The sequence below is a fragment of the Sinorhizobium sp. CCBAU 05631 genome, from assembly GCF_002288505.1.
Lineage (GTDB): Bacteria > Pseudomonadota > Alphaproteobacteria > Rhizobiales > Rhizobiaceae > Sinorhizobium > Sinorhizobium fredii_C.
The window spans coordinates 137,536-164,064 of the sequence record NZ_CP023064.1 but is presented as its reverse complement, the minus strand read 5'-3'; the positions used below and the strand labels follow the sequence as shown (position 1 = coordinate 164,064).

Genomic DNA, 26,529 nt, shown 5'->3' with positions numbered 1-26,529 from the left:
AGCGAGCGCGAGGCCGGACGAATGAAATATTGCCTTCTCTCCCCAGCACGATTGATTCCAATAGAGGAGGTGAGTCTCGACAGGGTCGATATACTGCAGGCCAAAATCCTGCAGGCGGGCTCATGGACCGCGCCGATAACAGCCGAGAAAAATGCCTTGTTCGTGATGGACGGCCATCATCGGTTGACGGTTGCGCATCGCCTCAGGCTCACCACTGTTCCTGTGGTCCTTCTCGACTACGATTCAGTTCGGGTGGAGAGTTGGCGCGCCGGTGAAACGATCACTCCCGCGGAAATCTTCGCGATGGCCCGCAGCGGCCGCAAGTTTCCCTATAAAACGACCCGGCACATTTTCGCCGAGGGATTGCCCAGGTGCGATGTGCCGCTGCAGCTTTTGTTCAGGCCCACTTCGTCCGAAATGGTGCCGGCCCGTGCCGCGGGGGCACTGTCATGACGCTGCAATGCCACGAAACCGCATTTGGCCTTCCACCGATTTTGCGATCGGCAGCTGCGGACCTTCTCACTCGTCACGGCGCTCTTCTTCTCGAGTGGGTTCACCGTTACGGCTCGCCGCTGAACCTGATCTGGCCGGACGCGTTGCAGGAGAATCTTGCCGCCCTCGATGGCGTGCTGACGGCGCGCCGTGTTGAGCATGCGATCTATTACGGTGCGAAGGTCAACAAATCGCCCGGGCTCATGCGGGCAGCGCTTAGAGCCCGCGCGGGGCTCGACGTCTCCAGCCTTTACGAACTGCGCGATGCGCGCCGGCTGGGGGCCGATGGTGCAAGGGTGGTCGCGACCGGGCCGGCGAAGACGCAAGCGTTTCATCAGGACCTGCTCGATTGCAGGGCATTGATCTCGGTCGATTCTCCGGAAGAACTGGAGGACCTGATCGCATTGCTGCCGGCAGATGCCGGACCGCAGCCGATCCTGTTGCGCCTGCAGCCGCGGGATCAGAAAAAGAGCCGCTTCGGCATGCCGGCCGAGGCCGTCATTCATTGCCTCACTCGACTTACGGGCGAGAGCAGGTTGCGCTTCGACGGGCTGCATTTCCATCTCAGCGGCTATCGCTGGGAGACCCGTCTCACGGCGTTGGAAGAAGCGACCGGGCTCATCGCCAAAGCGAGGCAAATCGGATTCTCCCCGCGCATGATCGATATCGGCGGCGGCCTGCCCATCCAATATGTCGATGAGGCCAAATACCAGGCGCATCTCGCGGCCCAGACTCCCGAGGACTACCGCACCGGGACCGTGCCTAGCTCCTTCTATCCCTATGGCGGCGCTCTTTCGGCGGCCGACTGGTTGCGCGAGCTGTTGCAGGCAAAAATGAGCAAGAGTCCGAGCGTCGCCGGCTATCTCAAGCACGAGGGGCTGACCTTGGCGATGGAGCCCGGGCGCGCCCTGGCGGATCAGGCGGCCATCAGCGTCTTCCGGATCTTGCGGGTGAAGGCGCTGGGTCCGGATACGCATGTCATCTTCCTCGAGGGCAGCAGCTTCAGCGCCTGCGAAACCTGGTTCGCCTCCGAGTTCCTGATCGACCCCATTCTCGTGACTGCCACCAGGGCGGCCGTTCAATCGGCGCCGGTCCGCGCCTATCTGGCCGGCCATAGCTGCCTTGACGAGGACGTCATCAGCAACAGGTGGCTGACCTTCCCGACCGCGCCAAAGGCAGGCGACCTGCTCGTCTACGCCAACACCGCCGGCTATCAGATGGATCTCCTCGAAAACGAGTTCCATCGCCATCCCATGCCCGCCCGCTTCTGCGTCACCGAAGACGCGGAAGGGCGGCCCAATCTCGTACCCGACACAATTGGAGAGGTTTAGATGCTGCACACGACCGTAACGCAATTGATCGGCCAGACGCCGCTGATGTCGATCGACGTACCGGAGCGCAACGCCACTTTGGTGCTGAAGATCGAGAAGAACAATCCAGGCGGTTCAATGAAGGACCGCATGGCGCGCAGCATGGTGGTTGCGGCGCTTCAGGACGGACGCCTCGCCCCCGGGGGCACGATCGTCGAATCCTCTTCCGGAAACACTGGTACCGGTCTGGCACTGGCGGCGCTGGAATTCGGGCTGCGTTTCATCGCCGTGGTGGACCACCATGCGGCGCCCGACAAGATCCGCATGATGCGGGCGCTCGGGGCCGAGATCCGCTATGTCGAAGGCGACTTCCGCGAGGACGAGGTCGCCGTCGTCGAGCGCCAGCGGCTGGCCGCGCAACTCGGCGCGCAGCTTCCCGGCGCGTTGTTCATGAACCAGTCCGACAACCCGGCAAATCCTGATGGCTATGCCGGCCTCGTCGATGAGTTGCTGGAGCAGCTCCCGGACGGGATCGACGCCTTTGTCGGCTGCGTCGGAACCGGCGGCTCTATGACCGGCATTTCGCAGCGCCTCAAGCGCCACAATCCGGCCGTGCGCACGGTCGCGGTCGAGCCGGCCGGGTCGATCGTCTTCGGCAAGCCGGGACATCCCTACTTCCAATCGGGCACCGGCACCCCCGCAGGCGACGAGGTCGGCAAGGTGCTCGACTATTCGTGCATCGACGAGGGCGTCCAGGTGACCGACACGCAAGCCTTCGAGACGGCGCGTTACATCGCCCGGCGCAAGGGGCTGCTCGTCGGCGGCTCGACCGGCGGCGCCATCTACAAGGCGCTTGAATTCATTGTGGCAGGCAAGCTGACCGGCACGGTCGTGACCACGGTGGCGGATGGCGGCGAGAAATATCTCGGCACGATTTTCGACGACGAGTGGATGGCCAAGCGCCGCCTGCTCGACCCTGCCATCGCAGACCAGTTGGACGGCTGGCTCGCTGGAAGGGCGCGTGCCGCATGAAGGTGACGATTTGCGGTGCGGGCCGCACTGGACATTTGAATGCCGTCCTCTTCAAGCAGCGCCCGGGCATCGAGGTTTCCGTGCTGACGAATTCGTCGGAAGTCGCGGAAACCTGGGCAGGCGGTGACGGGCCGTGGCATGCGCAAACGCCGGACGATCAGATCCTGACCGGCCGGCCGGACCATGTCGGCACCGATCCCCGCACGGCGCTCGAAGGTGCCGACATGGTGATGATAACCCAGCCGGCGCAGGCGCGGCCGGCACTCCTATCGCAGATTGCGCCGCACCTGCCGCGCGACAGAAACGTCTATGCCGGGGCGATCCCCGGTTTCTGCGGCTTCGACTGGCTTGCGGCACGGGCATTTGAGGGACGCGACAATGTCGTCATCTGGGGCATGAAGGACGTGCCGCACACGGCCTTCGATCTCCTCCCCGGGCAACGGATACGCATGGGCGGCGGCAAGGCCGAGCTCTTTGCCGCACTGCATCGCCGCGAAAGCGCGGAAAGCGCCGCGGCGCTCGGGGCGATGCTCAATCGCCTCTATGACGCGCCCGTCACCATGCTCGAGGATTATCTCGAGATCACCCTGACCCCCGGCAACCCCTTGATGCATCCGGCGGTGCTCTACGCCCTTATCGGGCCCGGGGCTCCGTTCGAGGACAGGCCCTTCGACGAGCCGATCTGCTGGTGGAGCGACTGCCCCCTCGCGGGTGCCGAGCTGCTCGAGGCACTGGACGCGGAAAACCAGGCGATCCGGCGGGCGAGCGAGGCACGCCTCGGCATCGACCTCAGCTCGGTGAAGCCGCTTCGACAGGAGCTGATCGAGGCCTATGGCGAGCAGATCGAGGACGACAGCACCATGTACTCGCTCCTGCGCACCAACCGCGCCTATGCGGGAATCCACGCACCGCTCGTCCCCAATCCTGATGGCCCTGGTCTCGTCATCGATCGCGAAAGCCGCGCCTTTCACGAGGACATTGCCTTCGGGCAGGCGCTGCTCGTGTCGATGGCGGCACGGCTCGGCGTTGCCGCGCCGACGATCGCCAAGACCTACAACTGGGCGCGCGATTACCACGGCCAATTGGCCGCGGGCGCGCCGGACTATGTTCCGACAGATTGGCCGGAGGCTCAATGATGGACGAGAGAACTTTTTTCGCGGCAGATGGCGTTGCGAGTGACGGACGCGCGCTTTTGTCGAAGGCATCGCGAAACGCGATCAATCGGCTGGTGCGCTGCCTCTTCGCCGAACGCCTGCTCGATCCCGACGCGCTGATGTGGGCGCGCGACGGCCGCCAGGCCTGGTTTCCCCTCTGGGCCTCACGGCGCGTGCTGCATTTCACCGACCTGCACCTGGCACCGGCCGGAACGCTGCAGAACCGCGGAAAGGTCGAGGTGCTGGACGGTATCGGTGGTCGCCGGAAAATTGACGATCCATCGGCCCTGATGAGGGAGGTCGAACCCTCCCTCGCAATTACGCCTGCTCCCGATGGACTCGAGCATCTGATGTGCGACGTCGACAACAGCATGCAGAACGACATTCTCGCCCGCCGCACCCGCGAAAGCTGGAGTGCGACGTTACGCCGGCAGATCGCCGAAGCCGGCGCGCCCGGCTTCCTCGCCTATCTCCAGGAAAGCCTGCCGACGCATCTGGCGGCGATGACCCTTGACCAATGGGGCGCGCTTGAGGGCCATCCCTTCTACCCGACCTGGAAGGCAAAGCCGGGCCTGGCGCCGGAGGACGTTGCGGCGTTATCGCCCGAATTCGGCGCGCGGGTGCCCCTCGTAATCGCGGCGCTCCGAAACGACTGGGCCTATGTCGAGAAGATGCCGCATGTCGGCAGCTATTCGGAATGGTTTGCAGGGAACTTCCCGGACCTCTGGCGCGATTGGGCGGAGGACCTGAGGGCGCGCGGCAAATCGCCCGAGGACTGGATTCCCCTCCCCGTCCATGGCTGGCATCTCGAGAATTTCGTGCGCCGCGAATTCGCGGCCGAGATCGAGCACGGCGTGCTCGACCCGGAGGGCCCCGAGGTCGTCACGCTGCCGTCGATGTCGTTCCGCACGATGCTGCCGGAGACCGCGGCGCCGAGACCCTTTGTCAAACTGCCGGTGGCGATTTGGATGACGAGCGAACAGCGCACGCTGCAGGGGAAATCGATCCATATGGGGCCGCGCCTCAGCACGTTGATTTCCGACATCCTGTCGAAAGAGGATGATCTGAGGCGCGAGTTGGAGATCTTCACCGAGGAGCTGGGCGCGATCCTGCACCATCCCGAGACCGGCGACACAGCCCTGCTGACGGCAAGTCCGCTCGACGGCCGGCCGCTCATTTGCGAGCTCATTGCCAGGAACGGCAGCGCGAGCGAGGCGGCCGTCGCGGCGTTCTTCCGCGCCTATGCGCGCACGGTCGTCCGCCCGACACTCGCGATGTATCTTCTCTACGGCATTGCCTTCGAGGCACATCAGCAGAACAGCACGATCATTTTCGACGATCGCGGCATGCCGCGGAAGCTGTTGATCCGCGACTTCGGCGACGGCCGCAGTTTCGCGCCGCTCTTCAGGGAGCGCGGTTACGATCTGAAGCCGTTCAGCCGCAAGGGCATTTTGCCGACCACGTTCGACGACGACATCAGTCTCGTCAGATCCCTCGTCATCGACGCGTGCTTCGTCTGCCATCTTCACGAGATCGCCCTTTGCCTCACTGAGCAGTATTCGCTTGTCGGCGACACCCTGTGGCGCATCCTACGGGAAGAGACGGAAGCGGCGTTCGAGGCGCTGAAGCCCCGCATGCTGTCGGATGTGTTCTGTATCGAGGAGCGCGACGCTTTCCTCGAACGGCCCTGGCCGACGCGCTCGGTGCTGCGGATGCATCTGGAGCGCTATCGCGATTACCGGGTCGAACATCACTTGCCCAATCCGCTGGTGAGCGCGAAATGACCGGGACAGTCGCCGTCCTGCGCGGCTTCGGACCGGTCTTCGCGCTTCTCTTTGGCCTGCAGTTCATTTCCATGGGCGCCATGGAAATGAGCGGTCCCTTCTGGCCGATCCAGATCAGGGCGTTGAGCCCGTCCGAGAGCGCGTTCGCGCTTGCCGGAATCGGCGCCGAGCATGGGGCAGACATAGACGTCTCGCTGACGAGCGCCTTTTGGGGACGTATGGGCGATCGCTACGGCAATCGGTTGATGATGGTGCGGGCCCTTGCGGGCCTGGCGATCACGCAACTGCTTGTCGCCTTTGCCCAGGACGTCTGGACCATTCTGGCGCTGCGCTTTCTGCAAGGGGTCTGCGCCGGGTATATCGCCCCGGCTCAGGCCTATGGCGTGCAGGTGACCGGCGGACGCGATCGCGCTGGCCTCTTCGCCTGGCTCCAGGTGGCAACAAATGTCGGCTCCCTCGGCGGCGCCTTCCTCGGCGGCCTCATCCTCGATGCCTTGCCTTTCGCCGCCGTCAATCTCACCGCCGGCGTGATCTGCGCGCTCTGCGCCGCTGTCGCCTGGGCAAGCCTGCCGGTTCCGCCACAAGGAGCAGGCGGCACGGGCCCGGCCAGGGCGACGAAGGTTTTTCCCGCACCAGCGACCGGCATACCGGTCACCGGGCTTCTCGTGCTCATGGGACTGCTGCTCGCGAGCCGGATGGTCCTGCAGGTGCCGTTCGCTCTCTACATGTCGGAGGTCTATGGCGCCCAGCATTGGATCACGGGGTTGAGCTACGGGCTACTTGCATTTGGCTTTGTGGTCGGCGCCCCGGTGTGGGCGCGGATGTTCGAAGGACGAGCGCCGACCTTAGTACTCGGGTGGAGCGTGCTGATCGCCGCCGGCTGCCTCGTGGTCACCGGCCTTGCCGGATCGACCCGCGATATGGGCCTTTTCGCTGCGCTCTATCTTGCCTGGGGCGCGCTTCTGGGGGGAACGACGCCAGTTCTTCTGTCACTCGTTTCGACTGCGACGCGCAGTGAGCGGCAGGGATCGGTCCTCGGACTCGCGCAAACCTGCCAGCAGGGTGCTTCAGTTGTTGGGATCATCACCGGCGTCGTCGCAACCCAGCGCTTTGGGCTTGAAGTGGCATTCCCGCTCGTTGCAAGCCTTTACGGCCTGTCTTTCTTGATGGCGCTCGCCCTGTGGCTCAAATCGCGCCGGCTCTTCAGTAAAGGAGAAATATCGTGAGGAGAATTTATTCGGCGCTCCAAGCCGTGATCGCCGTTCTGGCCCTGTGGGTTCCGGCCGCGGCCCTTGCCCAGAAGCCGGCCGCGGCGGACAGGCAAACGCCGATCACCGTCACCGACATTACCGGCCGCGAGGTGACGGTAAATGAACCGGTCAAGCGCATCCTCCTTGGCGAGGGGCGACAGCTCTATCTGATCGCCTCGCTCGAGCCACAAGATCCGCTCGCCCGCATCGTCGCCTGGCGCAACGACCTGATCGAGGCCGATCCGGCGACCTACGCACAATATCTAGAGGCCTTTCCCAAGCTCGCCAAGCTGCCGGCCTTCCGCGGGCAGGAGAATGGGCTGCTCGACATCGAGTCGACCATTGTCCAAAAGCCTGACGTCGTCCTTCTCAATCTCGAAGCCATGCGCGCCAACGAGGACGCGAAATATATCGAGAAGCTGGCAGAGCTGAATATCCCGGTCCTTTATATCGACTTCCGCCACTTTCCGCTCAAGAACACGGAACCGACCATCCGGCTCCTCGGAAAAATCATGGGGCGCGAGGCTCGTGCGGAGGAGATTATCGAATTTCGCCACCAGGCCATGGCGCGCGTCACCGACGTCATCGACCGGGTGAAACCGCGACGTCCGAAGGTCTTTATCGAGCGGATCGGCGGTTATGCCGACGATTGCTGCCTTTCCTTCGGCGCGGAAAACTTCGGCAAGTATGTCGAGCTTGCCGGCGGCCACAATATCGGCAGCGACATTCTCCCCACCACCTTTGGTCAGCTCAACCCGGAGCAGGTGATCGTCGCCAACCCCGAGCATGTAGTCGTCACCAGCGCCGACTGGCAGGCCTATGTGCCCGGCGGCCACTGGATCCCACTTGGCCCCGGCGCCGATCCACAGGAGACGCACAGGAAGCTTGAGTGGTTCACGACCCGCGATGCCTATACCGGGATCGCCGCGCAGAAAACGCGCAACTTCCACGGCATCTGGCACCAGTTCTATAACAGCCCCTATGAGTTCATTGCTGTCCAGCAGTTCGCGAAGTGGTTCCATCCCGACCTCTTTACCGATCTCGATCCGGACGCGACATTTGCGGAATATCACCGCCGCTTCCTGCCCATCTCTTACAAGCCGGGCTATACCGTAAGCCTGGTGGGCAGCGCGGATTGAACGATCCGGTGGAGCGGTTGTCCTGATGGCGACGCCCCGACCAACTCGGGGCCATTTCCGTTCGGTTGTTACAATTGCGGATTTGATCGGAGGGCGACGCTCTTCCGGAAAGGGCGTGATACCCTCTCGGCGCTGCCGGGCATCTCCCCCTTGTGGGCCCAGGAGGGGAGATCGGCTAGTCTTAATCTAGAGACAGGGCATTGCCCGACTGCAACTGTAAGGACTTAAGTGCTGAAATCACTATCGGTTTAGTCCAGCCGGAAGCCGGTAGCGGTGCATTCCGGTTTGGCGGTCTACTCGCTTGTGGGGAGATGCCAGGCAGGGCGGACAGGGGGCCGCGAGCACCGCGCGGATACGCGATACCCACGGCCGCCCACCAGACCGAGTTTCCTCCAAGATCAAAATGCTCCGGTGTTCCCACCGGAGCATTTGCTTTACGCATCCAAAATGTGTGCAGGCTCGACACTCCATCTACGGAGGCTCGTCGCCGCAGAAATCGGTCGTCATCGACACCTTCACGGTCAGCGGCGTACCTTGCGATATCGTCCCGAAGCTTGCAACGCCGGACCAGTAGTCGAGGTCGAAGACGTTCTCGACTTCCGCCCGGAAGGTGACCGGCTTTTCGTTGATCTCGGTCAAATACCTAGCCCCGAAGTCAAGCCGCGTCCAGGAGGGGATTTCTTGCGTGTTTGCCGTATTAACAAATTGCTCGTCCGTGTGAATGACATTGCCGGTGAGCGTCAGCCCCGGCATAAAGGGCGTGTCCCACTCGGCCCCCAAATTCACTTGCAGCGACGGCACACCGATCGGCGTGTTGCCGCGGGTGGCGGCGTTGTTCGTCTTCGTCAGTTCGCCGCGGATGAAGGTCACGCCTCCGAGGACCCTGACCTCCGGGGTCACTTCGCCGAAGATGTTGAGCTCCACGCCTCGATTGCGCTGTTCGCCGCCTTCGACAAAGACGAGGTCGGTGCCGCGGTTCTCTAGCTGACCAAAAGGCCTTTCGATCTGGAAGGCGCTAACGGTTACGGCTACGCGTCCAAGGTCGACCTTGGTACCGATTTCGTACTGCTTGGACCTGTAGGGGGCGAGCGTTTCCCCGGCATTGACGGCCGTCGTCGGCGCGGTGTCGCCGACGCTCAGGCCTTCGACATAGTTTGCATAAAGCGCAACATTATCCCAAGGCTTGACGACGATCCCTGCCAGTGGCGTGACCGCGCTCTCATCCGAAAAGCTGCTGACGCCACCGGTGGTCGGGTCGTAATTTTCGGTATCGATGTGCTGCCAGCGCCCACCCAGCGTCAGCTGTACGCGCTCGTCAAACATCGACATCGTATCCGAGAGCGCGAAGCCGTAGAAGATGTTTTCCGAGACCCTCGGCACATGTGTCGGCTGCGGCACATCCTGCTCGGGGCGGGGAAGCGGATCAAAGATATTGGTTAGCTGCGGAGTCCCCGAATTCGAGCCGCGGGCGAGGCGCTGCTGAAGGCCGCTGACCTGGAATGTGACGGAGTGATCAACAGCGGCCGTTTCGAACTCGGCGCGAACACCCGTCTCGGCTGTCAGTCGGTCGACATCGAAAATGAAATTCTGTGGTGTGATGCTGGCGTCGCCCGCGGAGTTAAGAAGCAGTGGCGTGCCAAAGAGCCGCTCGACGCGCGAATTGCCACCGCCGACGGCTGCGAAAACGGTGGCCGCGTCGCTCAGGTCATATTCGACGCGGCCAAGCCAGGACAGATCGTCCGTCTTCGCCCATTCCCATGTTTCCTGGACATTGGAGCGGCCATCTGGCGCGTCGGGAATTTCAAAGGTACCAACGGGAAAGAACGGGCGCAGCGGAGCGTCGACATCCTGCCGCTGCCCCATGATGTCCAGCGTCGCCCTGAGGTTTTCGCCTTCGTAATCGACTGCGAGGGCGCCGACCGCGACGTCAAGAGACTGGTTGTCGATCGCTGTGTCGCCGCCATGATAGCTGCCGTTGAAGCGAACGCCGAACTCCCGCTGGTCGCCGAACCGGCGGCTGACGTCCAAATGGCGGCCGCCGTACACATCGGAAGCATAGTCGGTCGTCACTCGGGTCAGGTCGACATCGGACGCGCGCTTTGGCACGATGTTGATGGTGCCGCCGACGCTGCTGTTCGGCGAGACTCCATAGAGGAGTGCCGTCGGTCCCTTCAGGACCTCGACCCGTTCGATATAATCCGTAAACAGGCGGTAGGTCGGGGCAACGCCGTACACGCCATCGAAGGCGACTTCGCCGAAGTTCCCCTCGTTTAGTGGGAAGCCCCTGATATAGAAGGAATCCAACATGCCGCCCGATGCGTGCGTGCTTCTTACCGAGGAGTCGTTGGCCAGGACATCGGCCACGGTCTTCGCGCCCTGGTTTTCAATCGTCCCCGCCGTGTAGCTGGTGATGTTGAACGGCGTATCCATGAAATCCCGGTTGCCAAGCAATCCGACGCGGCCGCCGCGTGCGACCTGCTCCCCAGCATAGTCTTCTGGCAAAGTGCCGATCGTTGAGGTCGTGGCCCCCGCCTTCACTTCGAGGCGCTCCAGCGCCGTCGCATCTTGCGCCAAGGCGGCGCGACTCACTGTCGCCAGCAAAACGGTCAGCAGTCCAACACGCAATTCCATTCAAAGCCCCCTGTAACACATTGACCAAAAACATTTGGGTCGCCCCGGAAGGAGCTGGATGCCGTTGGTTCGAGGGGGTGCTAATTAACATGACTATAGTTGTCAAGATATATGCCAGAAGCGGGATGAAAAACCGTCCAAAGCTGAATTTCTTGCTCAGACGCCGCTTGGTATGACGTTCCCGTTGATCCACTATGCGACCTTCAACGACGAGCCTGTTGCTCAGGCTGTATTAAGCACGTCCTCCGAAGGCGAGCGCATTGGTCGGCGCCCAGCGTATGCGCCTCGAGCGACGCTCGGTTCTCGAGAGTAGGTGACCGACGATGTTCACAGCGAAGGCGTCCCGAGCCCGCCCTGAACGATCGTGAGGTTGATCGGAGAGACCTGCAGATCCCGCGCGTCGCCTTGCACGAAGCGGCCGTCGCGGGCAAGAATAGCGCGCGCCAGCAGCCGGACAAACCGCTCGGGCTCGAAATTACATAGGCGTCAGGAACCAGAGGCCGCCCTGATAGTTCGGCGGCAGCTTCGGCTCGAGTTCCCGGACCCCATCTGCCGTCACCCGGTCCACGCGGGTGACGCTTCCTCCACCTCCCGCGTGCCCGATCAGCGCCCGCGGCCGGTCGGCGAGCGTCGAGACGACGATGCGAGGCGCCCTCGCCAGTTCGTCACGCGACGAGGCGCAGGCGAAGTTGATGCGGACCGCGTGCTCGACCGGCTGCCGGTCGCAGGCGAAGGCGCTCGCCGGCATGACGGCGGCGCCTTGGGCGTTCAAGGTCGCGGTGAAATCATCCGAGCCCCCAGGGTGCCGGCAGCCGCAGCCAGATGAACATGCAGCGCGGATCGGAGGCGAAACTGTGGCCGCTAAGCAGGGCCGCCGCGAGCGCATTGCAAGCGCGAAGCTCCGTGAGTTGCGCCTTCAGGATCGAGTTGGCCGTGCCATCCTCCAGAAAGCGGATCGCAACCAAGAGCGGCACCTGTGCCGGCATCCAAGAGGCGCTGCGGATCGCCTCGGCCGTCACCAGCGCCAGGCCGAGCGGGCATGTGAGCGATCGACGGTGAATGGCTCCCGGCTCTCACCTGAATATACGACGCCCTGCTTACCACCATCCCCACTTTGACGATCGTGGCGACCCATCCTTGTTTGGCGCAGGTTTGGCGCGAGAGCGAGCGGTATCGCCTTATAATGCGCCAGGCCACCTCGTCCTTAGGGATCACGCCAAGCAAGCGCGATCGTCAGCGTCAGTTGCTGGCTCCTCTACTTTCGGCTTTTCCCACCGACGCACTTTGGACACGTAGTATAAACACTGAGCATCAAATTTGTTCAAAAGTAATACTTGAAAATTGACTCGATCAGAAAGTGGTTCTCTGGTTCTATCTTGGCGGTACTGTTTCCGAGTAGCAGGGGCGTAGCAATGGCTTACGACTGGGATGGAAAGCGCACACGTCGGCTCCAAATGCTCAGGCTCATGGGAGCTCTAGCTATCCCGGCCGTGCTATTCGGCTCCGCCATTGCGGCACTGGAGTGGACCGATACGAATGGCCCGGCCGTAACGACGGCTCTCATTCGATAAATTTTCAGCACAGCCTGTCGAAACAGGAAACGCACAAGGCTCTTCCGTCGCACGGCGGAGGAAAGGGGGAAACGATGAATTCAGCGCAAACCTTGAGCTTCGATCCAATTGGGCCTGACGAATTCGAGAAGATCGGAAGGGCCTTCAAGGACGAGCTGCAAAGGCGCGCTTTGTCACGCAAGTCTGACGAAGCTGAAGCGCTCGCCGCAAAGCTCATCAACGCCTCGCCGATCACGAATCCAGAGCGTCGAGAACGTGATAAGCGCGCATCGTCGCGACTTTCCGCATGAGCGATAATCGCGCCGCCGACGGCGGGCTGGAACGAGCCGACGCAGAGGAACACGCCATCGGTGAAGCCTCGCGCGATCCAGTCGTTATGCACCGCCATGAATTCCGGTGCGGCGCTGCGGTTATCTGCAAATCTCAGGAAAGTGACGAACATCGGTGCTCCTTGATCATTTAGGTTGCGCGAGGTCCGGCAGGGAGGCCAGCCAGCGTTCGATCCCGGCCACCTCGTTGCGGATGAATGCCTCGTCCTTGAAGGCTGTCGTCATCACCGCCAACCCCCTGCGACCAGGCCAGAAGATGCAGCGCCAGCATCTCCGCCCGCTCAACGGCACCAAGCTCGCGGATCTGTCCGGCGAGCCAGTCGCGGAACAGGCAGAAGATTTCGGCCGCACGGACCTTCGCCTTCGGCCTGCCTTTCCTCTCGATCGTGCCCGCGAAGAGCTTGCTCGGTTCAACTTCCGTCATTCCGCCCACAGCAGCGACGGGGATAGGCGGCGAGGCGAGCGGCTCTAGAGTCGACCGCGTTGGGTAAGGCGAAGGAGATAGCCTATCGCGAAGGCAGTACCAGCGAGCAGCAAAGCAGTGCCAAATATGCTCCGATGCTCTCGAATCCGGCGTTCTGCCGCGTGCCGAACGTCCGGTGTATCGACGGCTTCGGTAAGCGGGCGATCGAAACCGGACGCGACTTGTTCATGCCAGCGACCGGCGGAGTCTTGGAATTCAATGTTCTCCGTCGAACCGGGAAGCTCATGGTGTCGCGCAGCAATTTCGGCGGCGGCAAGTGCATCGGCGTGGGTGGGAAAGGTCTCAGAGAAGACATCGTCAACTTTGTACGCCCAAGCCCCGTCATGCTCTACTATCTCATACTGCACCTTTGGCATGGCGCTGCTCCCGTTAGATAAAGCAGAAACATCCGATATCGATCTTAGTTCCGAGCAGTCTTATTATGGCAGTGGTAGGAGCCATTTGGCGATCAAATACCCCGGCCACGGCAGGAGTTGACCTTACCTCTTGGTCAAATGGCGACCAGTTCGGTGCAGAAGGCTGGCGCGCCTCTGATTTCTCGCCCGGCCGCATCATCGGATACGCGGAGCCGGAATTGAAGTGCTGGATGCCGATGCCCTCGGCTAATCTTAATCGCACCTCGATGCCCTCATCCTGGGAAGGCAAGAGCTCGAAGGGTCGGGGACTAACCTGCTTCGCAATGCTGCGAAGATGACGAGAGCTGTGGTCGGTCAGAACAGCGTCGAAATCTAGGAGCTATGGCGAATACGGCTTCTCGCGCGCATTACTGTCATTCAGCCCGCTCTCCATCCACGACGATGATGGAGGCGAATTCTCGACCCCTTGCTGCCCTGCGGACGCGCGGCACCCCGTCTTGGTCGATCCAGATCACCTTGCCACGAGCGGACCTCGTCGCCGACCTCGATCTTGACTCAGCCATTTCGACCTAAGGCCTGCGCCTGTACTTATGCGCCGAGCCGGCAAACGGTTCCATTCAGACGATCAGTGCCGACCGCACCAGCGGATAGCATCGGCAGGGCTTATTGATGTGCGACTTCGGAGGCTGCCAACACCAATTCCTCGCGATTTGGTGGCTCAAAGGTGTGGAGCCCGGGCTCCAGAACTTCAATGTAGTTCCAGCGTACGATGCCCTCACGATCGATCAGGAACTGACCCACGAGCTGGGCCCGACCGGCCATCATTTGCTGATCAGCCTCGGTGATCTCATATCCTTCCTTCTTGTTCAGAAACGCATTCATGGCCATGACGTCCATCTGCTCCGGCAACTCGCCGGGCAAATGGAACCTTATTGCCGTGAGCTCGTCCACCCCGACTTCCTGCAAGCCGAAAGCTCGGTGCGAGGCCCTTACCGGGTCGGACGCAGCAAGAAGATCGGGCACAGGGTGGTAATGAAAATACACTCGTGCGCGCTCCACGGGCGTATTGACGACCGCGAGGCATTTGACGCCTTTCTCACGCAACGCCGGTTTAAGTTGCGCCATCACGGCAACATGGCGACGGCAGAACGGACAATGCAGACCGCGAAACAAGCCGATCAACACGGGGCTACGCCCACGAAAGTCATCGAGCGCGATCTTGCCTTCGCGCGAGATCGCATCGAGCACAACATTTGGAGCTAGGTCGCCCGGCTGCAGGGGGCGGCCGGCACTGTTCTTGGTCATAACAACCTCCGCGCCCGTGCCAGTCAGGAAAAGCACTCCATCATACCACGACACACGGCTCATGCGGGGAATTCACCTAATCCGGCTCACCTCCAGCCTTCGTTCTTACTATACCGGCAGCCGGCAAACGGGTCCATCCAGAGCGCCCCTTACCCCAATTGGGCGGCGCCGCTAATCCTTGACTGCGACCTGTGTTGTGACACCCTGAGTCCTCTCGGTTGTACTGCGTAGGAGGACAGGCAGTGAAAATCAGAAGGGCGAAGAAGAACCATCCCGAAATCAAAGCAGGTGGAACCGAACGCCTCACCGAGGAAGGTTTCAGCGCCACTGGGCGCGGCTCCCATGGCCTTGGCTTCTCGTATCGCGGGATGTGGGCTCAGGAGGGGTGCCCGGGCACGTTCGAGGCCTGGCTCGTAAGCAAGGGCGTCATCTCGAGTGGTGGCCCACGGCATTAGCACGCTGAAAGTTTACTCTGATGATCTTCGATGACGACGTCGAGGAGGCGATCGCTATCGCCTGCGAAGAACTTGCGATGACGCGGGACGAGCTGATCCGCCTCATCATTCGCGAGTGGATGGAGCAGTACGGTTTTCTGCCCTTCCACGAGCTGGACGACGGTAGCGAGACGGAGGGGAATGCGTGAGAAATCACGCCACCAAGGGGCTCTCCTCCCTAGAGTCGCACGGCGGATCTCAGCGCGGTCGGAGGGCCTAAAAGCCCGAGCTGAGATCAAATTAGCTAATCAGCAGTTGCTAAAGCAATGCGGTCGCGGGAGACTGCGTGACGTGCCACTGAACTTTCATCCAGCGGCGATTAGAGCCTCAGCGATTTCGATACGCCAATTTACGTGGCGGGAACAACCGGCGTTGGCGTCCCGTTGTGCATAAGACTTGCGGAAGCCGGACACTCGCTAATTCTCGCCGCAAGAAACGCTGATCGCCTGCAAGCCTTGGCCAATCAGCTCAAGGGCCATGATCGACACATAGCCCAGGCGGTCGGCAGCTTTGGCGAAACTCCCGGTTTCCACTACGGCACAAAAGACTTTCAGCTTGCTGTGACAAGCAAACATTAAATCCCCTTTATCTCGAGCCGCTTCTCAACCTTTTGGTTTACTTAGCTAAGCATACTTTCGATGATTTTGCGGCGCAATATCCACATCCATAGGCAAATCGCCCTCCAAACGGCGCGACGACGCCGAAAAGCAATGAAAACGCGAAAGTACTCCCGCCTTGAGTGGATTCGAGCCGCAGGCCGACAATCTTTCAAAGCCCCACGTCTGCGGAAAAGTTGCATTCAATAATTATCCGGCTCCTGCATCCACTGCGGAATGTCTCGTTTGGCATGAAGCACACGCCAGACGTCGACATAATCTGGCTGGTCACGATAAAAGATTAGATAGGGATATCGCTCCAGCGAAACGCTCCGCAGATCAGGCAATCCCAACTCGTATGCATACCGCAATGATCCGGCCTCCGGATGGCTTGCGATCAGTTCATAAGCAGCTTGAAGTGCGTCGATGAAGCCGAGAGCGACCTCGGATCCAGCTTCGCTAGCATAGTAATCGACGACTGTCTCGACATCACTGCGAGCAAGCTCTCGGGGAACAATCGCTTTGCTATTCACTTGCTGTGCCGACCACGCGCTCGATCGCGAAGGCGGCTGAAATAATGCCTATCGACCGGTTCGGTCTGTGCGGACGACGCTCCGTCAAGCAAAAGCCTGCGGAGAAAAAGACGGTCCTGATCTCGACGGATCAGTTCGCGGATATACTCGCTGCTCGTCCCGTAGCCCCGCCCCGCAACCTGCTCATCGACGAAGCTCTTCAAATAGTCCGGTAGAGAAATGTTCATCGTGCCCATACCAGAGACCATAACAGCAATGGCAAAAATTGGCAAGAATGGATGGTGTTCCCTTTAACTCCTACATCGCCGCCGCAGGGAAGACGGGAAGGGGTAGCACGTTCCCGTTGATACATTATGCGACTTTCGGAGCACAGAACGTGAGCATCCCGGTCGGACGCACCCCGGCGTCTGTCCAACGGCAGTTTTGCGGTAGCGACGGCGTAGTGCTCCGCATCCAGACTCGGTGGCGAGCGGCGGCATGAGCGCCACCGTCATCGCCGAGCAGCCCGGACGTGATCGTTCGATTATTTTCCGAGGACTCAGCGATGTGGAGCTTTCGACAAACCAGCGCTCGCAATGCGCACCCAATCAAGCCGCCGGGCCGGAATCAGACCGTAGTTGTAGAAGTTCACCCCGTCCGCGCCGGCACCGACCGCCGCTTTCGCCCGGTCGGCAAGATCATCGGCCCACGCCACCTCCGGATAAAACACACGAAGTCCGACGCCGAGGAATTTCTCTGCGCCCAGTGACGCGCGACCGCTGCTGATCACGCTCGCGATGGCGGCGGACGTCATGGAATAACAACACAAGATCGCACCATCACACACTTTTCCGACTGCGCCGAGATCCACACCGCCCAACCAGCCGTCCTTGAGATCGATCAGGACGATCTTAGTCCCGGGATGTGCGGCATTTTTGATCTCGCGAATGAGAGACGTGACCGGCTCGGTGCGACACATCAGAAAGTCGTGAAGGGCCCTGTGATGCCTGAAGGCGTCGATGCCCGCGGCGGGGAAATCGATGAACTGCTTCTCCGGAATCTCGCGCTCGCACATCTCGGCGATGAAACGTCTGACTGTTTGCCGGGCGCCGTCTGCATCGACACCCGCATGTGCCGCTCGCGCGATGCAGTGCTCGCAGAAGCAGACCGACAGGAGAAAATCGTCCTCCTCGTTCAACCCCACACCGTCTTTCTCGTGATGAAATTCATGCGCGAAGCCCATGAAGTTCGGGCTCTCGATTTCCAGCATGTCCGGTTGATAGTTGACGCTGATATCCCGGACCAGGGTTACGACATAGTCGCGCGCCGCCGGGCTCGAGGGACAGAGATTGTAGTAATTCGGGTTGCCATAGGCGTTGCGCGTCACATGCCCGCGATGAAGCATGCCGAGGCGGGTGTTGTGCAGACAGACGGTCCAGCAGGAGACCTTCATCCCGCCTCGGTCCCGGTCGGCGATCAACTCAGCCAGCATGTCACCGCGCTCCTCGACGTTGCGCGCCATCAGAGGCCGGATTTCCTTGTCGTTCCACAGGGTTCGGTCCGGTCGAAAATAGACCGTGCCGTCTTCCGGGAAGTAAGCCTTTTGCGACGGGCTGCGCGGCTGGAGAAAGCGCCCGGCATGGTAGGAGGTCGCCAGGCTGACGGTGTTGAGACCCGCCCTCTCCCTCAGGTCCGATATTGTTCCCGCAAGCCCCTGATCCTGAACGTCCCAGGGATAGGTCCACATGGAAAGGTGCACGGCTCCGCCCTCGGCTTGATCAGCAAATTTGACTCCGGTCGATTGGATCGGCCACCTGGATCAGGCAATCGCCGGACTGGCTGTCGCAGTGCAGGCGATGCGAGATCACGACTCCGCCTTCGGTGAAGCGCAGCTCCTCCTCCGGCAGATCGATTCTTTCGAGATCGTGATACCAACCGGCCAGGTCACCTGCATCGACGCTCTCGCCCAGGGAGACCGCAGGCTCGAACCAGCCGCGTCGCGTCGCGTAGATGGCCTGGCTGTGCCGGGAGAGGAAGAGCAATTGCAAAGATGGCAGCGTCGCCTCGAGATGGCGGGACAGCATCGGTTCATCGATGATGCCGAGCTTTAGCATCAGCCGGTCGATCGCATTGGCGGTGAAGGCCATCGTCCGCGGCGTCACCGCGCCGCCCCCACCGAACTCACCGGAAAGGCCGATGACCCCTGCCCGGCCGGCCGCCCCCATGGAAGTCGGGGCCTGCATGCCGTTGTCCGCGATGAAGGCATGGCTCGACCCCATAGCGCTCAGCAGTTGGATGGAGCGCTCCAAGCACTCCTGATCATCCCGACGCTCGATGAGCGTGGAAGGCAGGTGCGCCATCGAGGTCCCGCCGGAATGGAGGTCGAGCACGACGTCGTGGCGCGGAAACAAATCATGCTCGAGGAAATGGGAAAGACGCGCCGTGGGCGTTCCCGACGGGCTTCCCGGAAATGCACGATTGAGGTTCCCGCCGTCGAGAGGCGAGCATCGCCTGGCGGCCATCACGGCCGGAACGTTGAGGGTTGGCAGGATCGTCACCGTGCCTCGAATCTTCCCCGGCTGGATGCGTCGCATCAGCCTGCCGAGTTGCAGTTCGCCCTCATATTCGTCGCCGTGATTTCCGGCGACCAGCAGCAATTTTGCGCCATCGCCGTTTCTGACGCGGACATAGGGAATCTTGATCTGATAGTAAGGCGAGCGATCGACAGAATGAGGAATGCTGAGAAACCCCTCCTGCCGGCCTTCCGCCTCAAAGTCGATTGCGTGGACAAGGCCCGTGTGCATCTCGGCCTCAAAGCGCGGCGAGGGCCGTCATTTCGACGCGCAGATCCGCGTCGGCGAGGCGCGCCTCGACGCAGGCCCGCGCCGGCGGGTTTTCGAGGTCGACCCAGTCATCGTAGACGGCGTTCATCGCATCGAAATCGACGATAGCTGGCAGAAACACGTTCACGGTCAGCAGCTTTGACCGGTTGGTACCGGCCTCCTTCAACAGTCCGTCGATCTTGCGAAGAACGTCACGCGTCTGTTCCTCGATTCCTGCCTTGCGATTATCGGCGACCTGTCCTGCGATGTAGACGAGACCGGCATAGCTGACCGCCTGGCTCATTCGGGCCCCTTTGTGATAGCGCATGATCATGGTTCGTGTTTCCTCTTTGTTTGTCCGAAGGGATCAGCCGAAGCTGGTGAGATAGGCGGCCGTCACCGAGCGGTCCCTATCGAGACCGTAGACGATGATGTGCCTGTCCAGGCACGTGCAGGGGTGGGAGATGCCGAACTCTATGACGTCGCCGATCGCCGCCTGCCAAGTGCCGGGCAGGCGGAGGAAGGCATGCTGATCGTTGAGCTTGACGACTTCGGCGCCGTCAGCGTCGCGCAGCTTCCGCCCGCCCCGATAGACCGAAAGCGGCCGCGGCAAACCCTGGTCCATAGCAACATCGCGCAGTCCCATGCCGCAGATGGCGATCGCCGCTTCGGGGCAGGACAGGACCTCGGCCCATACGCGAAGCGCCGGTCGAAAGCCAGAGGATGCGGAGTTGACCTGCCCGTTGATCACCAGCCCCGATCGGTCGTCGAGCGCCTTCAGCCCGCGTTCGTAGATCCCGTGATCGTGAAAGAAGATTGCCCCGCTGCGCAATACGAGCAGCGAATTGCCGTCCGCGACGGTGGCGGGCTTCAGCCGTTTCACTACCATGTCGAAGTAGAGAGAGCCGCCGGCGGTGACGATCAGCGGACGCTGCGGCCCGATGCGTCCGCGGACTTTGCCCAGGAGAGCGCCCATTGACCCGACCAGGTCATCGATTTTCTTCGCAGTTTCGATGCTGTCGCCGCTCGCGGCAGCACCTTCGTAGCAGGCGAGACCCGAAAGGCGAAAACGAGGTGTTTCCGCAGCGATCACGGCTTCGGCGATTTGTAGGGCTGCCGCCAGCGTCCGTGCGCCGGCGCGGCCGCTGCCCAATTCCACGAGAAGCCCCAAGGCGGGCAGATCCTGTCGTGCCGACCAGGTCGAGTGAAGTGCAGTCACCAACTCCACCGAATCGACGAAGACATGCAGTTCCGCCTCCGGGTATCCGGCAAGCAGTGCCGCAAGCCTTCGCGCCGCGGCGCTGCCGCCGATCTCGTTTGCCAGGATAAGCCGCCGAAAACCGGCCTTCAGCATCACCGATGCCTGGCGAATGTCGGCGACCGTCGTTCCCCACGCACCGGCAGCCAGCAGTTCGGCGGCGAGTGCCGTCGACATCGGCGTCTTGGCATGGGGCGCGATTTCGATGCCATGGCCCCGCACATAGCTCATCATCAGTTCAACATTGTCGCGGAAGGCGTCACGATCCAGCGAGATCAGCGGAAGGGACATTCTGCCGTCGTAAGGTTTCCAACCCGTCATGCAGATGTCGTTCAGCGGCATGGCCGGATGTCCAGCCGGAAACCCGCGAATCCGGTCATCGATCATGGGGCCGCGTCTCGAGAGGCTGTCCTCAGACATTTCCGCGGTCCTCCGCCATCGTGGTGTCGTCAATGGCGAGGCGATAGGCGTCGTTCGCCGTGCTGAAGAAAAGGGCGCGCTGCTCCTCTGGGGAGTGCGAGGCGGCAACCATGCGGAATACGCCGTAGACCTCGTCAAACGTCGCGTGCGCTCCCGCCACGGGGAAGTCGCTCGCAAACATCGACCGCGACGGTCCGAAGCACTCGATGCAGAACTCGACCACCGGTCGTAGGCTCTCGAGCGTCCAATCGTGGTCATAGGCCACGAGATTGGAGATCTTGATGGAGACGTTCTCCGCCCTCGCGAGCTCATGGAGACCGTTTCGCCAAAGCGCCATCCCCTCCTCGCTGCGATCGATGGGGCTGCCGCAATGGTTGAGCACGAAGCGGGTTTGCGGAAAGTCGGCGACAAGACGCACCGCCTCGGCCATCTGCCACGGAAACAACATCAGATCGAAGCTGAGACCTAGGCGGCTCGCCTCGGCAAGTCCCGCCCGCCAACGGCGATCGCTCATGCGGCGGTCCCGCGCGGCAAAGCTCTTCGCAGGATCCGGATGCCAGCTCACAATGTCGCGAACGCCAACGACGTTCGAATTGGCGGCTTCGATTTCGAGTAGCTGCTCGGCATCCGGCCGGTCGAGTGCTACTCGGGCGACATAGCGCCGAGCCACCCCCGAGCGCTTGTCGATCCCGTCTAGCCAGCGCGTTTCCTCCAGCGGGAAGTCGTCCGACCATCCGGCCTCCACGTGCACCGTCGCGACGATGTTTTGCCGCGCGGTGTCGGCAAGGTATTCCGCCACGCCGTAGTTGTGCTGAAGCGAAGCAAGGTTGCCGGGTTCTTCTCCGCTTGGCAGCTCTCGCATCAGCCAGGAATGACGCCGCAGCGTCAGATCCCACAGGTGATGGTGCGGGTCGATGACCGGCCCTCGATAGGCACCCTTCATCGCCGCCCCTCGCGACCGGAGATGAGCAGAAGGGCGAGGATCAGCGACCCGAACATGATTGACCGCCAGGCCGGCGAAGCGTTGACAACGGTGATCAGTGCCGTGGTGGTTACGAGCAGTATCGCACCGGGAATCGTCCCCGCGTAGGTGCCGCGCCCCCCGAGGATCGACGTGCCGCCGAGGACGACGGCGGCGATCGAGGTCAGCAGATAGGGTTCGCCGATACCGACATAGCCCTGTCTGTTCATGCCGAGGATCAGAATGCCTGCGAGCCCAGCGAAGAATCCCGACATGGCGTAGAGAACCAGCATGCTTCGGGTAACGTTGATGCCGGAAAGACGGCTTGCCAGCGGATTGGCGCCGAGCGCCAGCAGGCGCGCGCCGAGCGGCATTCGGTGAATGATCATCAGCACCACCGCGGAAACAGCGATCCAGAGCATCATGCCCGAGGGCACGCCGAGCGGACGCGCCTGGCCAAGCCACAGGACGGCGGCGTTCGTCACCGAAACGGCGCTTCCCCCGGCGACGATGACCAGCAGGCCTTGCAGAAATGTGGCCATGGCCATCGTCATGATGATGGGCGGCACCCGGAGGTAGACGGCGCCGGCGCCATTGAGGAAGCCGATGCCGGTGGCGATCGCCAGCGCGATCGCCAGGCCCGAGAGGCCGGTCGGGTCGGCAGCCGGCGAGAGCAGCGGCAGAAGGATGGCAGTAACCGTGATGATGGCGCCGACCGACAGATCTATGCCTCCCATGAGGATGACTAGGGTCTGACCGGCCGCAACGATTCCGATCACCGCCGAAAGCTCCAGCAGGTAGCGAAGGTGGCCGTAGGCGCCAAAACCGCGCAGCGTCAGACTTGCCGCAAGCCAGACAAGCGCGACGAGCAACAAGGTCAGGAGCGGCGGGTTGCGCAGCGCGGTTTTGAGGATGCTCACGGCTTTCTGCTCCATTGGCTGGTCAGTTCCGGAATGGCAACGGCCGCAAGGATGATGAGCCCCTGGGCGACATATTGCGTGACCGGTGAAAACCCGAGGAAGAACATGACGTTGATCATCACCGACAGGAGCAGGCTGCCGCAGATCGCGCCGCGCATCGTCCCCTTCCCTCCGAGAAACCCGACGCCGCCGAGCACGGCTCCGGCTATCGAATTCAATGTGAAAGGGGTGCCGATGACAGGATCGCCGGAGCCGGTTTGCGCCGCCACGAAGAGCCCGGCCAATGCCGTCAGCAGGCCGGAGAGAGCAAAGGCCGTGATCTTGACCCTGTCGACCGGCACACCGGAGCGAAAGGCGCCGACCGGATTGTCGCCGACGGCATAGATGCCGAGACCGAGCGGCGTCGCCAGGAACAGTTTCCAACAGACGAGCAGAAGCACCAATAGACCGAACGCGACGGGAACGTTGCCTGCGAGCAGATTTGAAAGCCAATCCGGGATGAAGCCGCCGGGGCGTGGCAGGATGATCAAGGCGACGCCGGCGATGATGAACGAACCCGCAAGCGTGACGATGATTGCCGGAAGCCGGAGACGGGTGACAATTACGCCGATCAGCGCACCGGAGAGGAGGCCGCTCGCGGCGACTGCGAGCAGTCCTCCGATCGTTCCGAGCGGACCTCCCATGGTCGTAGCCGCGATCACCGCGCCGAGACTGACGAGCGGCCCGATGGCGAGCGAGATGCCGCCATTCAGCAAGAGCAGGACCTGCGCCATCGTCACGAGCGCTAGCGGAAACCAATTCTGGGTAAATTTGGAGAAACCGCTGATCCCGAGAAGCCCGGGGAAGAGCATGGCATAGGCTAGAAGGAAGAGCCCTACAACAATGTAGAGGCCGTTCAAGCCGCGATTGCGCCGGCGTTGCACGGAGAAAAAGAGGTTTTGCCGCGATGAGAAGGCAATGTTCATGCCGCCGATCCCTTCGGGTTGACGCCCATGGCGGCGCCGACGATCGCCTCTTCGGCAATCAGCCCGCGCGGCAAGGTCGCGACGGCACGCCCCTCGCGAAAGACGGTGACACGATCGCAGAGGTGAACGAGTTCGGGCGTATCTGAACTTAGAAGGATGATGAGCCTTCCTTCGCGCGCGAAGGATTTCAGCATGTGGTAGATCTCACGCTTGGTTTCGATATCGACGCCGCGCGTCGGATCGTTCAGCAGCAGGACGGACGGGGCGAGCGGCAGCCATTTGGCGAGTGCCACCTTCTGCTGGTTTCCGCCCGAAAGCGCCTGCACCGGTCGAGATGTTTCCCCCTTGATCCTCAGGCGTTTGACGAGACCAGCCACGAGATTGCGTTCTGCGCGGCGATCGCGGAGCCCGTGTTTCGCAATTCGCCCGAGGGATGGCAGCAGCAGGTTCGAGGCGATCGAATGCGGCGGGACGAGCCCTTCCCTTTTCCGGTCCGCCGGGACATAGGCCAGTCCTGCCGCATTCGCTTCCTCGACGCTTTTCAATGGGCCGCTTCGCCCGACGATAACCGCTTCCCGTGCGGAACTGCCCATGGCGCCGTAGAGGCCGAGGAGAAAGTCCTCCTGCCCCTGGCCGACAAGGCCGCCGATGCCGACGATTTCGCCGGCCGAGGCGGAGAAGTCGACGTCACGCGCCAGGCCGGACGAGAAGCCGCGCAGACGGATCAGTTCCTCGCCCTGTCGAGGCAGCTCCCACTGCGGGAAAAGATCGCCCGCATCGCGGCCGACCATCAGCCGAACCAAGCCTTGGGCGTCGATCCCGGCCAGGGGCTGATCCGCCGTCACCACGCCATCCTTCAGAATAGTGACGTGGGAGCACAGCGCCTGCACCTCGTTCAGGCGATGCGAAATGTAGAGCAGCGCGATGCCAGCATCGCGAAGCCTTTCGATCAGCCGCGACAGGATGCCGGCCTCGTGGGCGGACAGAGATGAAGTGGGCTCATCGAGGATCAGCACGCGCGGCTTGCGGAAGAGCGCCTTGGCGATCTCCACCATCTGGCGCCGCCCCAGCGACAGATCGCCGACGGGTGTATCGAGCGATTCCGTCAGCCCCACGAGTTCACACACCTCGCTGGCGCGAGCGGAAAGCGCCACATAATCGATGAGGCCAAGCCTCCGGGGAAAGGCTCCGAGCCCGATGTTCTCGGCGATCGAGAGCTCCGACGTAAGGCTCAGCTCCTGTTGCACGACAGCGATCCCCACGGCGCGCGCCGCAGCTGGATGGAAACGCGACACGGGCACGCCATTGACGCGGATCTCCCCGCTGTCCGGCTGCAAGGCGCCGGACAGCAAGTTGATCAGCGTCGATTTTCCAGCACCGTTCTCGCCGAGCAGCGCATGCACCCGGCCGGGCTCAAGGGCGATATCGACCCCCTTGAGAACCGGATTGCCGAAAAACCCCTTGAACACGTGCCGGGCTTCCAGCAGGGGCAGCGTCTTCATCATGACGGTCAGCCAAGCTTCGTGAGATTACTGCGCCAGCAGCTTGTCGAAGAGGGCTTTGTCGTAATCGGAATAGATATAGCCATCGGCCGGGAACTGTCCCGCGCGGGCGAGGTAGGTGTCGATAGTGCTGTCGTCAATAACCGGCAGCGGCACCTTCACGAAGGCTGGAACGTCCTTGCCTTCCAAGGCCTGAACAGCCGTATAGACCGCAAGCGCCCCCAGCCAGTTCGGCTGCATCGTCGCCCAGCCCTTCAGGCCTTTTTCCTTCCAGAGTTCCAGGAACTGCCGCGCGTTCTCACCGGTCGTTGGCACCTGTCCGCGCCCCTGGCGATCGAAGGCCATCACGGCGCCTGCCGAAAGAGCGCCGCCGAGCGAGAGGACGCCATCGATCTCGGCATTTGCGAAGAGCAGGCTGGTCATCGCCTCCTGCGCCGGAGCGGCGTTATATTCGGTGTTGGTTTCGGTGATGATTTCGAGACCGGGATTGGCATCGAGCACCGGCTGTGCTCCCTTGCGGCGGTCGTCGCTGACGGAAATCCCGGCCGGGCCGTTCATGATGATTATCTTGCCCTTGCCGCCCAGCTGATCGACCATCCACTTCGCAGCGGTGGCACCCCATTCGTTCGAGTCGGTGTTGATCTTGGCGGTGACCTTATCGGTATCGACAAGACTGTCGAAGTTCACGACGGCGATGCCCTTGTCGCAGGCGTCGGAAATGACGCGGTCAAGGGCGGTCGACGAACCGGCGATAACGATGATGGCATCGACATTGGCGTCGATCATCGACTGGATCTGCTGGATCTGCGTCTGGGCATTGCCCTGCGCGTCGGTGATCATCAGGTCTTTCACGAGACCGGATTTCTTCAGCTCTTCGACCTCGGCTGTGATGGTGCCCTCGGTCTGCTTCATCCAGGTCGGCACGGAATAGATGTTTGCCCACCCGACCGTGTATGGCGCCTTGCGGTCACCCTTGATGCAGTTTGCCGCCGCGGCGGCCGGGCTGGCACCGGCGGCAAGGACGAGAGCGACAGTCGCTGCGCCTACGAGCAGCGTACGACGGCAGGACAGAATGCGCAAAGCTTGGAATTTCATGGCGTCGTTCCCCTTGTTGAGATTGCAGTCGTGCACGACCGATGTCCATTATATTGGACGCTGTATCGTTATAATGGATGACAAAGATAGTATGCCCATTTCTGCGCTTCGCAAGTGGATATGAAAAAAATTTTCGTCCGCGTGCTC

General features: G+C 61.9%; 27 protein-coding genes and 2 pseudogenes. 10 read left to right on the top strand and 19 right to left on the bottom strand.

Features of this window, described 5'->3' with window-relative positions:
• The first annotated feature begins 21 nt into the window (after positions 1-21).
• The 7 genes from SS05631_RS20235 to SS05631_RS20205 are packed head-to-tail and all read left to right on the top strand — an operon-like array spanning position 22 to position 8,161.
• Positions 22-453 (top strand): ParB N-terminal domain-containing protein, encoded by a 432-nt coding sequence (locus tag SS05631_RS20235; protein WP_037424605.1) that lies wholly within the window; start codon positions 22-24, stop codon positions 451-453.
• The gene (locus SS05631_RS20230; RefSeq protein ID WP_037424531.1) at positions 450-1,823 is read left to right on the top strand and encodes a Y4yA family PLP-dependent enzyme; all 1,374 of its coding nucleotides are present in this window, start codon (positions 450-452) and stop codon (positions 1,821-1,823) included. The genes SS05631_RS20235 and SS05631_RS20230 overlap by 4 nt, the downstream gene beginning before the upstream one ends.
• Complete coding sequence (locus tag SS05631_RS20225; RefSeq protein WP_037424530.1) at positions 1,824-2,834, top strand: cysteine synthase family protein; 1,011 nt, start codon at positions 1,824-1,826, stop codon at positions 2,832-2,834.
• Entirely contained in the window at positions 2,831-3,970 is a 1,140-nt protein-coding gene (locus SS05631_RS20220; protein WP_037424529.1) for an NAD/NADP octopine/nopaline dehydrogenase family protein, read from the top strand. The genes SS05631_RS20225 and SS05631_RS20220 overlap by 4 nt, the downstream gene beginning before the upstream one ends.
• A complete protein-coding gene (locus tag SS05631_RS20215) occupies positions 3,970-5,772 on the top strand; it encodes an IucA/IucC family protein (protein ID WP_037424528.1) in 1,803 nt (600 codons plus the stop codon). The genes SS05631_RS20220 and SS05631_RS20215 overlap by 1 nt, the downstream gene beginning before the upstream one ends.
• Positions 5,769-6,998: an MFS transporter gene (locus SS05631_RS20210; RefSeq protein ID WP_037424527.1), complete on the top strand. Its 1,230-nt coding sequence runs from the start codon at positions 5,769-5,771 to the stop codon at positions 6,996-6,998. The genes SS05631_RS20215 and SS05631_RS20210 overlap by 4 nt, the downstream gene beginning before the upstream one ends.
• Entirely contained in the window at positions 6,995-8,161 is a 1,167-nt protein-coding gene (locus SS05631_RS20205; RefSeq protein ID WP_037424525.1) for an ABC transporter substrate-binding protein, read from the top strand. The genes SS05631_RS20210 and SS05631_RS20205 overlap by 4 nt, the downstream gene beginning before the upstream one ends.
• Positions 8,162-8,632: 471 nt before the next feature.
• Here SS05631_RS20205 and SS05631_RS20200 read toward each other — a convergent pair whose 3' ends face one another.
• The 3 genes from SS05631_RS20200 to SS05631_RS20190 form a co-directional block, all read right to left on the bottom strand.
• The gene (locus SS05631_RS20200) at positions 8,633-10,792 is read right to left on the bottom strand and encodes a TonB-dependent siderophore receptor (protein WP_095678055.1); all 2,160 of its coding nucleotides are present in this window, start codon (positions 10,790-10,792) and stop codon (positions 8,633-8,635) included.
• A 475-nt stretch (positions 10,793-11,267) separates the two neighbouring features.
• Entirely contained in the window at positions 11,268-11,564 is a 297-nt protein-coding gene (locus tag SS05631_RS20195; protein WP_037424511.1) for a hypothetical protein, read from the bottom strand.
• A 13-nt stretch (positions 11,565-11,577) separates the two neighbouring features.
• Complete coding sequence (locus tag SS05631_RS20190) at positions 11,578-11,766, bottom strand: hypothetical protein (protein WP_157213204.1); 189 nt, start codon at positions 11,764-11,766, stop codon at positions 11,578-11,580.
• 671 nt (positions 11,767-12,437) lie between these two features.
• Between SS05631_RS20190 and SS05631_RS31980 the strand changes: the two genes are divergently transcribed.
• The gene (locus tag SS05631_RS31980; protein WP_037424507.1) at positions 12,438-12,653 is read left to right on the top strand and encodes a hypothetical protein; all 216 of its coding nucleotides are present in this window, start codon (positions 12,438-12,440) and stop codon (positions 12,651-12,653) included.
• On the opposite strand, the pseudogene SS05631_RS20175 reads toward SS05631_RS31980, so the two are convergent.
• The 3 genes and pseudogenes from SS05631_RS20175 to SS05631_RS20165 all read right to left on the bottom strand — a co-directional run.
• Positions 12,620-12,805, bottom strand: a pseudogene (locus SS05631_RS20175) (hypothetical protein); the annotation flags it as partial. The gene SS05631_RS31980 and the pseudogene SS05631_RS20175 sit on opposite strands and share 34 nt — an antisense overlap.
• Positions 12,806-12,822: 17 nt before the next feature.
• Complete coding sequence (locus tag SS05631_RS20170) at positions 12,823-13,116, bottom strand: hypothetical protein (protein ID WP_244412297.1); 294 nt, start codon at positions 13,114-13,116, stop codon at positions 12,823-12,825.
• 44 nt (positions 13,117-13,160) lie between these two features.
• Positions 13,161-13,532, bottom strand: coding sequence for a DUF2188 domain-containing protein (locus SS05631_RS20165; RefSeq protein ID WP_083854265.1), 372 nt, complete (start codon positions 13,530-13,532; stop codon positions 13,161-13,163).
• Positions 13,533-13,648: 116 nt separating this feature from the next.
• On the opposite strand from SS05631_RS20165, the pseudogene SS05631_RS20160 reads away from it, so the two are divergent.
• A pseudogene (locus tag SS05631_RS20160) lies at positions 13,649-13,870 on the top strand (hypothetical protein); the annotation flags it as partial.
• A gap of 325 nt (positions 13,871-14,195) precedes the next feature.
• Here the strand turns inward: SS05631_RS20160 and SS05631_RS20155 are convergent.
• Positions 14,196-14,837 carry a peroxiredoxin-like family protein gene (locus SS05631_RS20155; RefSeq protein WP_037424518.1) on the bottom strand — a complete coding sequence of 214 codons (642 nt, stop codon included), beginning with the start codon at positions 14,835-14,837 and terminating at the stop codon, positions 14,196-14,198.
• A 475-nt stretch (positions 14,838-15,312) separates the two neighbouring features.
• Here SS05631_RS20155 and SS05631_RS20145 point away from each other — a divergent pair, with 475 nt between their 5' ends.
• Positions 15,313-15,480 carry a hypothetical protein gene (locus SS05631_RS20145; protein ID WP_083854263.1) on the top strand — a complete coding sequence of 56 codons (168 nt, stop codon included), beginning with the start codon at positions 15,313-15,315 and terminating at the stop codon, positions 15,478-15,480.
• 267 nt (positions 15,481-15,747) lie between these two features.
• Here the strand turns inward: SS05631_RS20145 and SS05631_RS31125 are convergent, their stop codons facing one another.
• The 12 genes from SS05631_RS31125 to SS05631_RS20090 form a co-directional block, all read right to left on the bottom strand.
• Positions 15,748-15,906, bottom strand: a complete 159-nt coding sequence (locus tag SS05631_RS31125; RefSeq protein WP_157213203.1) for a LysR family transcriptional regulator — start codon at positions 15,904-15,906, stop codon at positions 15,748-15,750.
• A 224-nt stretch (positions 15,907-16,130) separates the two neighbouring features.
• Positions 16,131-16,460, bottom strand: coding sequence for a type II toxin-antitoxin system RelE/ParE family toxin (locus SS05631_RS20140; protein ID WP_037424502.1), 330 nt, complete (start codon positions 16,458-16,460; stop codon positions 16,131-16,133).
• Positions 16,457-16,732 (bottom strand): type II toxin-antitoxin system ParD family antitoxin, encoded by a 276-nt coding sequence (locus SS05631_RS20135; RefSeq protein ID WP_037424500.1) that lies wholly within the window; start codon positions 16,730-16,732, stop codon positions 16,457-16,459. The genes SS05631_RS20140 and SS05631_RS20135 overlap by 4 nt, the downstream gene beginning before the upstream one ends.
• A 266-nt stretch (positions 16,733-16,998) precedes the next feature.
• Complete coding sequence (locus tag SS05631_RS20130) at positions 16,999-18,198, bottom strand: hypothetical protein (RefSeq protein WP_037424496.1); 1,200 nt, start codon at positions 18,196-18,198, stop codon at positions 16,999-17,001.
• Positions 18,199-18,217: 19 nt separating this feature from the next.
• Positions 18,218-19,243, bottom strand: coding sequence for a succinylglutamate desuccinylase/aspartoacylase family protein (locus SS05631_RS20125; protein ID WP_037424495.1), 1,026 nt, complete (start codon positions 19,241-19,243; stop codon positions 18,218-18,220).
• A gap of 7 nt (positions 19,244-19,250) precedes the next feature.
• Positions 19,251-19,595: a RidA family protein gene (locus SS05631_RS20120; RefSeq protein ID WP_037424493.1), complete on the bottom strand. Its 345-nt coding sequence runs from the start codon at positions 19,593-19,595 to the stop codon at positions 19,251-19,253.
• A 33-nt stretch (positions 19,596-19,628) separates the two neighbouring features.
• Positions 19,629-20,939 carry an alanine racemase gene (locus SS05631_RS20115; RefSeq protein ID WP_037424491.1) on the bottom strand — a complete coding sequence of 437 codons (1,311 nt, stop codon included), beginning with the start codon at positions 20,937-20,939 and terminating at the stop codon, positions 19,629-19,631.
• Positions 20,932-21,882 (bottom strand): amidohydrolase family protein, encoded by a 951-nt coding sequence (locus SS05631_RS20110; RefSeq protein WP_037424489.1) that lies wholly within the window; start codon positions 21,880-21,882, stop codon positions 20,932-20,934. The genes SS05631_RS20115 and SS05631_RS20110 overlap by 8 nt, the downstream gene beginning before the upstream one ends.
• Positions 21,879-22,835, bottom strand: coding sequence for an ABC transporter permease (locus SS05631_RS20105; protein ID WP_172900193.1), 957 nt, complete (start codon positions 22,833-22,835; stop codon positions 21,879-21,881). The genes SS05631_RS20110 and SS05631_RS20105 overlap by 4 nt, the downstream gene beginning before the upstream one ends.
• Positions 22,817-23,785 (bottom strand): ABC transporter permease, encoded by a 969-nt coding sequence (locus SS05631_RS20100; RefSeq protein ID WP_037424487.1) that lies wholly within the window; start codon positions 23,783-23,785, stop codon positions 22,817-22,819. The genes SS05631_RS20105 and SS05631_RS20100 overlap by 19 nt, the downstream gene beginning before the upstream one ends.
• Positions 23,782-25,290, bottom strand: a complete 1,509-nt coding sequence (locus SS05631_RS20095; protein WP_037424485.1) for a sugar ABC transporter ATP-binding protein — start codon at positions 25,288-25,290, stop codon at positions 23,782-23,784. Before SS05631_RS20095 ends, SS05631_RS20100 begins: the two co-directional genes overlap by 4 nt.
• 24 nt (positions 25,291-25,314) lie before the next feature.
• Complete coding sequence (locus tag SS05631_RS20090) at positions 25,315-26,382, bottom strand: ABC transporter substrate-binding protein (RefSeq protein ID WP_037424483.1); 1,068 nt, start codon at positions 26,380-26,382, stop codon at positions 25,315-25,317.
• Positions 26,383-26,529: the final 147 nt, after the last annotated feature.